The sequence below is a fragment of the Paraburkholderia sp. GV068 genome (genome assembly GCF_003058125.1).
GTDB classification, from domain to species: domain Bacteria; phylum Pseudomonadota; class Gammaproteobacteria; order Burkholderiales; family Burkholderiaceae; genus Paraburkholderia; species Paraburkholderia graminis.
This window is the reverse complement of record NZ_QBUB01000026.1, coordinates 59,005-69,613: the sequence shown is the minus strand read 5'-3', so window position 1 is coordinate 69,613 and position 10,609 is coordinate 59,005. Positions and strand designations below refer to the sequence as shown.

11 protein-coding genes are annotated in these 10,609 nt (G+C 60.3%); 3 read left to right on the top strand and 8 right to left on the bottom strand.

The features are described from left to right. Positions 1 to 282 (top strand): ATP-binding protein (locus C8K18_RS31510; RefSeq protein WP_258230487.1); only part of this gene is annotated, 282 nt, incomplete at its 5' end. A 67-nt stretch (positions 283 to 349) separates the two neighbouring features. On the opposite strand, the gene C8K18_RS31505 is transcribed toward C8K18_RS31510, so the two are convergent. From C8K18_RS31505 to betC, 7 genes are all read right to left on the bottom strand, one after another. Beyond that, complete coding sequence (locus C8K18_RS31505; protein ID WP_029971719.1) at positions 350 to 1,039, bottom strand: CBS domain-containing protein; 690 nt, start codon at positions 1,037 to 1,039, stop codon at positions 350 to 352. A 148-nt stretch (positions 1,040 to 1,187) separates the two neighbouring features. Then, positions 1,188 to 2,228, bottom strand: coding sequence for a zinc-dependent alcohol dehydrogenase family protein (locus C8K18_RS31500; protein WP_107710885.1), 1,041 nt, complete (start codon positions 2,226 to 2,228; stop codon positions 1,188 to 1,190). 42 nt (positions 2,229 to 2,270) lie between these two features. Next, positions 2,271 to 2,744 (bottom strand): universal stress protein, encoded by a 474-nt coding sequence (locus tag C8K18_RS31495; RefSeq protein ID WP_029971722.1) that lies wholly within the window; start codon positions 2,742 to 2,744, stop codon positions 2,271 to 2,273. Between the two features lie 368 nt (positions 2,745 to 3,112). Further along, positions 3,113 to 3,313: a DUF2964 domain-containing protein gene (locus tag C8K18_RS31490; protein ID WP_258230488.1), complete on the bottom strand. Its 201-nt coding sequence runs from the start codon at positions 3,311 to 3,313 to the stop codon at positions 3,113 to 3,115. A 183-nt stretch (positions 3,314 to 3,496) separates the two neighbouring features. Then, positions 3,497 to 4,645, bottom strand: coding sequence for a porin (locus C8K18_RS31485; protein WP_029971725.1), 1,149 nt, complete (start codon positions 4,643 to 4,645; stop codon positions 3,497 to 3,499). 267 nt (positions 4,646 to 4,912) lie between these two features. Beyond that, entirely contained in the window at positions 4,913 to 5,866 is a 954-nt protein-coding gene (locus C8K18_RS31480) for a choline ABC transporter substrate-binding protein (RefSeq protein WP_107710886.1), read from the bottom strand. Between the two features lie 73 nt (positions 5,867 to 5,939). Continuing rightward, a complete protein-coding gene (gene betC, locus C8K18_RS31475) occupies positions 5,940 to 7,478 on the bottom strand; it encodes a choline-sulfatase (RefSeq protein ID WP_107710887.1) in 1,539 nt (512 codons plus the stop codon). A 177-nt stretch (positions 7,479 to 7,655) separates the two neighbouring features. On the opposite strand from betC, the gene C8K18_RS31470 reads away from it, so the two are divergent. Together C8K18_RS31470 and purU are read left to right on the top strand one after the other, a co-directional pair. Continuing rightward, positions 7,656 to 8,570, top strand: coding sequence for a choline sulfate utilization transcriptional regulator (locus C8K18_RS31470; RefSeq protein ID WP_053860648.1), 915 nt, complete (start codon positions 7,656 to 7,658; stop codon positions 8,568 to 8,570). A gap of 133 nt (positions 8,571 to 8,703) precedes the next feature. Then, a complete protein-coding gene (gene purU / locus C8K18_RS31465) occupies positions 8,704 to 9,579 on the top strand; it encodes a formyltetrahydrofolate deformylase (RefSeq protein ID WP_107710888.1) in 876 nt (291 codons plus the stop codon). 79 nt (positions 9,580 to 9,658) lie between these two features. On the opposite strand, the gene C8K18_RS31460 is transcribed toward purU, so the two are convergent. Further along, positions 9,659 to 10,516: a glycine betaine ABC transporter substrate-binding protein gene (locus C8K18_RS31460; protein WP_006052163.1), complete on the bottom strand. Its 858-nt coding sequence runs from the start codon at positions 10,514 to 10,516 to the stop codon at positions 9,659 to 9,661. Positions 10,517 to 10,609: the final 93 nt, after the last annotated feature.

The window sequence follows — 10,609 nt, the reverse complement described above, 5'->3', positions numbered from 1 at the left end:
GCGCACGAGCCGCTCGATAATCGCGTTGTCGTGACCGTGCGCGACGACGGCCCCGGTGTGGCCTCGGCAGATGTCGCGCGTCTGACCAGCCGGTTTTTTCGCGCCACCGGCAACCAGGCGACCGGCAGCGGTCTTGGCCTTTCGATTGTCGCGCGCATCGCGGAACATTTTGGCGCGACGGTGCGCTTCGGGCCCGGCCTCGAGAGCCGCGGACTCGCCGTCGAAGTATCGTTTCCCGCCTCTAGCGCCGCGCCTGACGAGCGACTGAAGGCCGCGGCCTAGCGGCGGTTCGTATCGCAGGCGACGCGGGTGTCAGACACGCGCAGAAGTACGGAGCTACTTTCTGCTACTAGATGCCAGGCATCATCTGATACGGCTCGGTGTGATCTTCCACACGCTTGACGCCGGGTATGTTCTGCGCCGCCACGCGCACGGCATCCACTGCGTCGGCCGACTGGAAAACGCCCCATAGATGCACGACGCCGTCTGTCACCACGATATTGCGGCCAGCAAAGCCCCATCTGCGCCCCGCCAGTTCGCCCATGAGGACCGCGCGAATTTCCGCGTCCGAGAGCGTGGCGTCCGACACCGGTTCATCGGGCACGCTCGCGAGCGCCTGGACGAGATTGGCACGACTCACGATGCCGACCACCTGTCCCCGTTCCGTCACCGGCACGCGTTTGATGTGCCGTGCTTCGAGAATGCCCGCAACTTCGCCAAGCGGCGTGTCAGGCTGCACAGTCACCACATCGGTCGTCATCACATCGCTCACCTTGGCCGCATGCGTCTTGACGTAATCGCGCGCCTCGTGCCTCGCGGACCAGAAATCGAGCCACGACGCGCGCCTGGTCTCGTCGGTTCCGATCTCGCTGCGGCGAAGCAGATCGCCTTCGCTGATGATGCCGACGATGCTGCCGTCCGTATCCAGCACTGGCGCGCCGCTGATGCCGTTATCGACAAACATCTTGGCGACCTGACGAATGGTCATGTCGGGCGTGGCCGAGACAACGGTGTGGGTCATGACATCGGATGCGCGCATGGTAAGCCTCCTGAAGGTTGGGCGTTGAATCAAGGGGCAACGCGACAAACCCCTGTGCTATTCAAGGTTAGGCGTGTGCGGCACCGTTCTGTTTGACGTGGATCATGTCGGCGAGGCTCGAATGGCCGGCAGACGATTCAACGGGCCTTTACGCCACTTCGATGATGACCTTCAATGCATGCGCTCGGGCCGCATCGCCGAAAGTCTCGTAGGCTTTCAGTACATCGTCGAGCTTGAAGCGATGCGTGATCAGGCTCGCGGCGCTGAGCCGGCCGGCGTGCACGGTCTTCAGCAGCATCGGCGTACTGACCGTATCGACGAGACGCGTCGTGATCGAGATGTTGCGATCCCACAGCGATTCCAGATGCAGATCCGCCTTCACGCCATGCACGCCCACATTGGCGATGACGCCGCCAGGCGCCACCAGCGCCTGGCATAACTCGAAAGTCTCGGGCACACCCACGGCCTCGATCACGCAATCCGCGCCCGTTCCGGCGGTGAGCTTCATGAGCTTTGCCACCGGATCGTCGACGCCGCTATCGACGCACGCCGTCGCCCCGAAGCGCGACGCCACTTCCAGACGGTAAGGGTCGCGGTCGATCATCACTATCTGCGCCGGCGAATAGAACTGCGCGGTAAGCAGCGACGCGAGCCCGATCGGCCCCGCGCCGACAATCGCCACCGTGCTTCCCGGTTCAACCTTGCCGTTCAGAACACCGCATTCAAAGCCGGTCGGCAGGATGTCGGAAAGCATCACTAGCGCCTCTTCATCCGCACCTTGGGGAATGCGGTACAGGCTTGTTTCGGCGTGAGGAATGCGCACGTATTCCGCTTGCGTGCCGTCGATCCTGTTGCCAAGAATCCATCCGCCCGTCGCGCAGTGCGAGTACATTCCGCGCCGGCAGTAGTCGCACTTGCCACACGACGAAATGCACGAGATGAGCACCGGGTCGCCCTCTTTCAGCGTGCTGACGGCAGCGCCAAGCTGATAGACGATTCCCACTCCTTCATGGCCGAGAATGCGGCCGGGCTCGCAGGTGGGGACATCGCCCTTCAGGATATGCAGGTCGGTGCCGCAGATGGTCGTGCGCGTCACCTTGACGATGGCGTCGGTGGGCGACGCGAGTTGCGGCATCGGCCGCTCGTCGAGCGATGTTTGCCCGGCGCCGTGATAAACCAGTGCTTTCACGAGATGACTCCAATGATCAGAGAGACGAGCGGCTAGTTCAGATCAAAGCGGCGCCTCGCGCTTTGCGTCAGTGGGCTCGCGAACCAGCAGAACGGGGCACGTCGCATGGCGGACGAAACGCTCGGCAACGCTGCCGATCACCATGCGCCGCAATCCGCGCCGTCCGTGAGTGCCCATCACAACAAGGTCCGCGCCGCTCCACTGAACGAAGCGCAGCAACGTGCCGGCGATGTCTTCGGCGATGCCCCGCGTTTCCACGATCTCCGTGTCGCCCACGACGTCCATCTCGCGCATCTGTTTCTGTGCGCCATCGAGCAGCGTGGTTCCGACCTGCCGCGCGGCGCCGCTCAGAAGATGCGGATCGCAAGCGCCTGCGTAGGTGAACGCGGCCGACTGATCGAGCACGTAGACGGCCGTCAACCTGCCGCGCGAGAGCTTCGTCAACTGAATCGCTTCGCTCAGCGCGCGCTTGGCTGCGTCGCTGCCGTCGAGTGCCACCACGATGTGTGCGTACATGTTTGCCTCCGCCCGATCTGCACGTTTCCGTCGACCGTTGCGGCAGCGAAAGCCACCTGGAGCAGCGAGTCGATGAGAGAATCATGAGCGCGTATCCGCATCTGACGATTGACCTGCGTCAACGAGGTCGCAGGGCCGCGCACGGTGCGCATCGTTTGATTTAGTGCAACGCTCGTGGCGGAAAGAACGACTGGCAACGGACGGCGCGAGGAGGCGCCCGCCTATGCGCTCGTCGAAACGGGCACTGGCATGTTGAATGTATTGGTGATGAGGAGACAGCGTCAGAGCAGGGTCTGGCCGCTGGTGGTGGCAATGCTTGGGGGCAATGCTCGGAGCGCCGCTGATGTGAGCAAGCGGCCGCTACGCAGTCAGGCGATCACGAGTTGCCGTCGCGTGCGGAATTGAGTAGCCACACGAAGCACGCAACGCCGCCGACCACACCGGCAATGCCATAACGAAAAAAATGACGGCTCGTCGAACAGCAAGCCGCGGATCGACACCCCTATGCCCCCGAGCGCCACAAAAACGGCGATTGCCGAAAATAAGATCCTGCAGTCCGAGCTAGTCATGATGTCCTCCAACGCGATGATTAAAGTCGTAACGACATCATCGGTCAGAAGACGTGGGCGCTCTTGATCGAGGTCAAGCGTAAGAGCCGCGATGGTGCGACGCATTGCGCCCTGTCTTCAACGGCTGCAAACTAACGGCTAAATCCAGGCGGATTCCCGCTCACAGAAATCCGCCGCGCCGCTTCAGAACGAATGGCGCATGCCGATACGCACATCAGCCTGCGTGCTGGTCGACGACGGCGTGAAGCTATAGCCGATCACCGCGTTCACACCATCCGATGCGCGCAGATAATCGCCCGAGATGTACACGTCCGTACGTTTCGACAACAGGTAGTGAAGCCCGAGCGAGCCCTGATTCCAGTGGTTTCCTTCGAACCGCGTGTGCTGATAGCCGCCGTAGAGCATCAACGCCGGCGTGAACGTGTACGAAGCGCCGCCCTCATAAACCTGCATATGCGAGGTCTGGCCAAGGCCCTTGATCGTCGTGTAAGTGAAGTTGCCGCTCAGCATCACATTGCCGATCGTATAAGCGGCGCCGACTGCAAACGCGCCCTGCCTGTCGACCGGAAATGAAGTCGAGCTATACAAATCTGTAACCGCGCCGGTTGCAGGATCGACGGAAACGGTCGGCCTGCCGAGGAAAGTATGCGTGCCGATCATCGCGTACGGATCGAACGCATAGATGCCGAACGGGTTGTTCAACTGCGTATAAGCGGCGCCCATGTTGAACGGACCGTGCTCATAGCGTGCGCCCACGCTCCATGCGCTTTTCTGATGGAAGTCGCCAGCCGTGTTGCCGAACGAGTACATGCCGCCGAAAGAAAAGCCGGATATATCGGCGGAGAGAAACTTGATCGAGTTAGGCAGCCGGTCGCCGTTCATCCGGTCGAAGTCGCCCTGGTGAATCGCGTAACCGCTTGCCCACGCGGATATGTTGTACAGGTACGCGAATTCTTCGGTCATGTCGAGCTGGTTACCAAACGACAAGGTGCCCCAGTTGTTCTTCAGACCGACATACGCCTGGCGTCCGAACTCAGCGCCACCGAATCCAAGTTGTCCATTGCCTACGTGGAAACCCGACTCGAGTACGAATACCGCCTGCAAACCGCCGCCGAGATCTTCGACGCCCTTGAAGCCGATCCGGTTGCCGTACGAAATGCCGTCGTCGAACTTCACCTGGTGGGAACCACCGGCGTTGTTCACGTACGTAATGCCGGCGTCCAGAATGCCGTACAGCGTGACGCTGCTTTGTGCATGGACAGCCGTTGGCGCACATACCGCGCTTGCTGCAATAGCGAGTCCCGAAAGACTGACGGCATTTCTCTTCTTCATCTAATTCTCCCCTGCTCTATGCCTGCACAATTCGTTGGATAAAGCGATCCCTGCCGCGCGGCTTTCAGGCGTGCGGCATTTCTCGCATGACGGGCAGTTCGAAACCGGTTGAGACCGGTCGATAAGACCTGGCTGCTATTTGTTGAGCATTAAAATTCCGCCAGGCCGGCATCGACGAGTCAAGAATACGGGTCCAGATTTACGTCGAATCGATTGGATGCGACATGAATCTGTCGCCTCGCGACCTGGCGATTGCAATGGCCTTTGTTATTTCACACCGAGCGCCGTTTGCACGGCTTGCAATCCATTGGCGCCATTCGCGGTGCTCACGCCGTCGAGCCACGCTTTGAGCAGATCGGGATGACGCTTGAGTGCTTCGGTTGCGGCCACATCGACACTGGTTTTCTTTTCCAGTACTTCAGTAATCACGCCGTTTTCCAAATCGACGTTAAACGTAAGCTGCCTGAAAAGACGGCCGACATTCGGACACTGCTCCGCATAGCCGCTGCGCGCAACGGTGTTCACGGTGGCGCCGCCGTAGTTGGGGCCGAAGTACTTGTCGCCTCCGTCCAGATACGACAGTTTGAACTTCGTATTCATCACATGCGGCTCCCACGCAAGAAAGACGATCCACTTCTTCTCACGCACGGCCCGCTCCACTTGTGTGAGCATGCCCGTCTCACTCGATTCCACGAGTTTCCAGCTATCGAGTCCGAACGCCTTATCATCCACCATTTTCTTGATGTTCTGGTTGGCCGGCGCGCCCGGTTCAATGCCGTATATCTTGCTGTCGAACTTGTCGGCATTCTTCGCGAGATCCGCGAACGAGTGGACGCCGGCTGCCGCCACATAGTCGGGCACGGCAAGCGTGAACTTCGCATTGCTCAGGTTCGGATGCACGACCACGATCGACTTTTCTTCTTCGAAAGGTTTGACGACCGGCGCCTGCGCGGGCATCCAGTTGCCGAGGAATACGTCGATTTGCCCTTTTTTCAGGCCCTGATACGTAATCGGCACCGACAGGTTCGCGACCTTCTGCTTATAGCCGAGCGCCTTCAGCACGACGCCGGTCATCGCATTCGTTGCGTCGATGTCGGTCCATCCCGGCCCCGCCATGTTGACCTGCATGCACGATTGCGGCTCGGCGGCCGACGCAAAGCTCGCCGCCGCGCATAGCAGCGCAACGCCGGACATGGCCTGTTTGAATAGCTTGTTCATCATCGCGGCTTCCTGTGAGTGGGTGAATCGTTAGCGTGGAGCGTCGGGCGTAGCGGTGCAAGACAAGAGAGACAACTCAGTGCGCGACTGCGGGAAAACGCGCCATCGCCTCCAGCGTATCGAGGTCGATGTGGTTGCGCATATAGCGCTGGCTTGCATCGACGAGCGGTTGCCAGTCCCATGAAGCAACGGTGCCTTGCGTGGTCGCGGCGAAATGAAAACGGCGGCGACGCTGGCTTTGCAGCACGTCCTGATGCAGCGCGGCGAGATTCCAGCGAGCGGCAATCTCTTTGCGGAATGCTTCGACCTGAGCGGGGTACTCCGCGTTGAATGCGAGATTCGCGCGCTCCAGCGGATCGGCCTGCACGTCATAGAGTTGATCCGGATCGGCCGGCGTGTGAATGAACTTGAAGCGCCCGCGCCGAAGCATCACGATCGGTGCAATTGCACCTTCAGCGAGGTACTCGCCGATCGCTTCATCATGACCGCCCCGCTCTCCCAGAAGATGCGGCACGATACTATGTCCGTCGAGCGAATCGGGCCACGCCGCGAGTGGTTCGCCACGCGCGAGTTCGACAAGCGTGGGCAGCAGATCGAGATGCGATACCGAAGCACTCACACGATGCGCGTCGAATTGCTGCGGCGCATGCACGATCAGCGGCACGCGGCAGCCGCCTTCGAAGAACGTCATCTTGTACCAGAGCCCGCGCTCGCCGAGCATTTCGCCGTGGTCGGAAGTGACGACAATGATCGTATCGTTCGCGAGCCCGGCCTCTTCCAATGCTTCGAGAATCGCGCCGAACTGATCGTCGACATAGGAAATCGCGCCGTAATACGCACGCCGTGCGTTGCGGATCTGCTGCCCGGTCGGCGGCGTGCGATCGGTTTCGCAAACGTGACGCAGGCGCTTCGAATGCGGATCGGCTTCGTCGAATGAATCGCGGTGCGTGGGCATGTCGATCTCTTCGTCCTGGTACATGTCCCAGTACTTCTGCGGAATGGCATACGGATCGTGTGGATGCGTCAGCGAGGCGACCATGCAGAACGGCCGTGCATCTTTACCGGCATGACGTTCGCGCGCAATGTCGAAGAGCTTCTGGCGCGTGGTGAACGTCACTTCGTCGTCGAAATCGAGCTGGTTGGTGCGCACGCAAGGGCCGGCGTCGATCACGGAACTCATGTTGTGATACCACGTAGGGCGCGCTTCGAAGTCGTCCCAATTCGGTGTCCAGCCAAAGTCGGCGGGATAAATGTCGGTAGTGAGGCGCTCTTCGAAACCGTGCAATTGATCGGCGCCGCAGAAATGCATCTTGCCGGAGAGGATCGTGCGGTAGCCTTCCGCCCGCAGATAATGCGCGAATGTCAGCGTTTGCGACGGAAATTCTGCTGCGTTGTCGTAAGCGCCAATTGCCGACGGCAGCTTGCCGGAGAGAAACGAGAAACGCGACGGCGCGCATAACGGGCTCGCGCAGTACGCGGAATCGAAAACCACGCCCTGCTTTGCCAGACGATCGAGGTTGGGTGTTCGGGTGAGCGGGTGGCCGTACGCGGCAAGCGCGAACGGAGTCATCTGGTCGGCCATCAGAATAAGAATATTCTTTTTGCTGTCAAGCATTGGAGCGCGCCTCGAATAAAATCATGAATGTCAGTGCAAGTACTTGTGCCGGTGCATCTGCGACAACAGCCGCATTTGAGCGGCGCTCGTGGAGCGCGTCCGGCATCAACATCACTATTGCCGTTCAATTCGGCGCTGTGAAGACGGCAATTCGTTATGTGCCTATAAGGGGGCGTTATGTCGAGGCAGGACCGCTTGCCGCCAATGCAGGCATTGACGATGTTCGAATCCGCCGCGCGTCTCGCGAGCTTTACGGCGGCCGCGCGCGAGTTAGGCTCCACGCAGCCGGCAGTAAGCCAGCGCATCGTGCAACTGGAAGAGACGCTGGGCGCGCCGCTTTTCGAGCGCGGTCATCGTGGCGTGCGGCTCACCGAAGACGGCGAGCGCCTTTTTGAAGCGGTGCGTCATGCGCTCGACACGATCCGCGTTGCCACCGCCGAAATCCGCGCGCGCCGCACGCCGCAAACGCTTACGCTATCTACCGACTTCGGCTTCGCAACCTATTGGCTCATGCCGCGGCTTTCGCAATTCAAGGCGCTCATGCCCGATGTCGATGTCAAGATCATTACGTCGCAAAGCGTATTCGATCCATCGCACGATCAGGCCGATGTGGCGATTGCATTCGGCGACGAACATGCGGACTGGAATGCACGCAGCGTGGTCAAACTTTTTCCCGAGCGTGTGACGCCAGTGTGCAGTCCGGCGTTTTTCGCGGCGCATCCGCCGCTCACGTCGCCCTCCGAACTGCTCACGCTGCCGCTCCTTCATCTCGAACCCACGCAGCCGGCGCGCTGGCTGTCATGGGCCGACTGGTTCGCGGCGCATGGTCTTGTCGCGCCGGCCGCGCATCGCGGCATCACGTTCAACAGCTTCACGCTCGTCGCCCATGCGGCGATCATGGGCCAGGGCGTGGCACTCGGCTGGGCGCCGCTCATCGACGAATTGCTTGCAACGGGGCAGCTCGTCGAACTGTTCGATGCGCCGGTTGTCACCGAGCGCGGCTATATGCTGGTCACGCAGCGTGCGGCCACGCCGGCGGTCGACGCTTTCCGCCAATGGCTGCTCGGCGAATGCGGGCTCGACGCCGAATGACGCTCTGAGGCTCTGACGCTCCCGTTCCATTGCCACGGCGATTCGCTTCTATCCGCCTCGCGCACGGATTTGCTCTACTGCGACGATGCATGCCGCGTCCGCGGCATGAGCCTATCGTCTATGTGGAGAGCGCATGTCCGCCGATTCCCGTCCAGATCAACTGGTTCTCACCGTTGCGTGTCCGAGCGCCGCGGGCCAGGTTGCCGCCGTTGTCGGCTTTCTCGACCGGCATCATTGTTATATCGACGAACTCACCGTTTTCGACGACGATCTCAGCGAACGCTTCTTCGTGCGCTGCGTCTTTCACGGCGTGAACAGCAACGAGACGCTGAATATCTCGGCGCTCAAACGCGAATTCGAGTCTATTGCCGAGCGCTTTCATATGAAGTGGGCGATGCATGATGTCGGCACGCGACCCAAGGTTCTGATCATGGTGTCGAAGCTCGAGCACTGTCTTGCCGACCTGCTGTTCCGCTGGAGAATGGGCGAACTGAAAATGGACATTGTCGGTATCGGCTCGAATCATCGCGATTTCGAACCGCTCGCGCAGCAACACGGATTGCCGTTTCATCATCTGCCTATTACGGCCGATACCAAGCCGCAACAGGAAGCGCGTCTGCTGGATCTGTTCGAGACTTCCGGGGCCGAACTGATGATTCTCGCGCGCTATATGCAGATTCTTTCGGGCGAGACGAGCCGTGCGCTCGCCGGGCGCGCGATCAACATTCACCACTCGTTTTTACCTGGGTTCAAAGGCGCGAAGCCGTATCACCAGGCGCATGCGCGCGGCGTCAAACTGATCGGTGCAACGGCGCACTTCGTGACCGACGATCTCGACGAAGGTCCGATCATCGAGCAAGTGGTCGAACGCGTCGATCATTCGTATAGTCCGGACAGGCTGCTCGCCACCGGCCGCGACGTGGAATGCATTACGCTTGCTCGCGCAGTGAAAGCGTTTATCGAGCGGCGTGTGTTTATCAATGGCGATAGAACGGTCGTTCTACAATAACATCACAGCACAAAAAAACGCCGCTTCTGGAAAAGAAGCGGCGTCTTGTCGTATCGCCTATATCGGCAAACAGAGCAGATTACTTCACCCAGCTATCCACCCGATCGCTATGCGCGCCGATCCACGCATCGGCTGCGGCGGTCGGCTTCTCGCCGTTTTGCGTCGCGAGCATCACGCTGTCGATCTCGCCCGGCTTCCACTGGAACTTCTTCAGGAACGCAACCACCTGCGGCGCCTTCTTTTCCAGTTCCGGATTCACGACGCTATCGACGTGCTCCGCTTCGCCGAATACCTTCTTCGGATCTTCGAGGAATTTCAGCTTGTACTTCGCGAACATCCAGTGCGGTTTCCAGCCGGTCACGATGATCGGCTTGCTCGCCGCTTCCGAACGCGCGAGTTCCGCGGTCATTGCGCTGCCCGAGCTGGGCATTAGCTTGTAGTCGAGTCCATAGGCCTTGATGGCCTCGCTGGTTTTCTGCATCACGCCCGCGCCGGCGTCGATACCGACGATACGCGAGCCGAATTCCGCTTTCTTCGCTTCCAGATCGCCGACCGTTTTCACGTCGAGATTATCCGGCACGATCAGACCGATCTTCGCGTCGTTAAAGTTCGGCCCGAGGTCGACCACCTTCTCCTTGAAGTTGTTCCAGTACGCGCCGTGCGTGACCGGCAGCCACGCGGACAGCGTCGCGTCGAGATCGCCGCGCGCCACGCCTTGCCACATCACGCCGGCCGCGACCGGTACGAGTTGAACCTGATAGCCGAGACGTTTCTCGATCACGCGTGCAGCGACGTTGGACGTCGCCACGCTGTCGTCCCAGCCTTCCACGTAGCCGATTTTGATGGTCGGCTTCGTATCCGCCGAAACGCTCACGCTGCTTGCCGCCAGCGCCGCGCTCAGGGTGCTCAACACCAATATCTTTCTGATCAGTCTCATCGCCGTTCTCCCGTTCACTTCCACAAACAACCCAATGAGCATTTAGAATCGCCAGCCAGAATTGCCCAGTAACGTTGTTTTGCGACACGCAGT

Coding starts and splice junctions, on each gene's coding strand:
- C8K18_RS31490 (WP_258230488.1), bottom strand. CDS start 3,313: ATGACTAGCTCGGACTGCAGGATCTTATTTTCGGCAATCGCCGTTTTT.
- C8K18_RS31460 (WP_006052163.1), bottom strand. CDS start 10,516: ATGAGACTGATCAGAAAGATATTGGTGTTGAGCACCCTGAGCGCGGCG.
- C8K18_RS31470 (WP_053860648.1), top strand. CDS start 7,656: ATGTCGAGGCAGGACCGCTTGCCGCCAATGCAGGCATTGACGATGTTC.
- purU (WP_107710888.1), top strand. CDS start 8,704: ATGTCCGCCGATTCCCGTCCAGATCAACTGGTTCTCACCGTTGCGTGT.
- C8K18_RS31480 (WP_107710886.1), bottom strand. CDS start 5,866: ATGATGAACAAGCTATTCAAACAGGCCATGTCCGGCGTTGCGCTGCTA.
- C8K18_RS31495 (WP_029971722.1), bottom strand. CDS start 2,744: ATGTACGCACACATCGTGGTGGCACTCGACGGCAGCGACGCAGCCAAG.
- betC (WP_107710887.1), bottom strand. CDS start 7,478: ATGCTTGACAGCAAAAAGAATATTCTTATTCTGATGGCCGACCAGATG.
- C8K18_RS31485 (WP_029971725.1), bottom strand. CDS start 4,645: ATGAAGAAGAGAAATGCCGTCAGTCTTTCGGGACTCGCTATTGCAGCA.
- C8K18_RS31505 (WP_029971719.1), bottom strand. CDS start 1,039: ATGCGCGCATCCGATGTCATGACCCACACCGTTGTCTCGGCCACGCCC.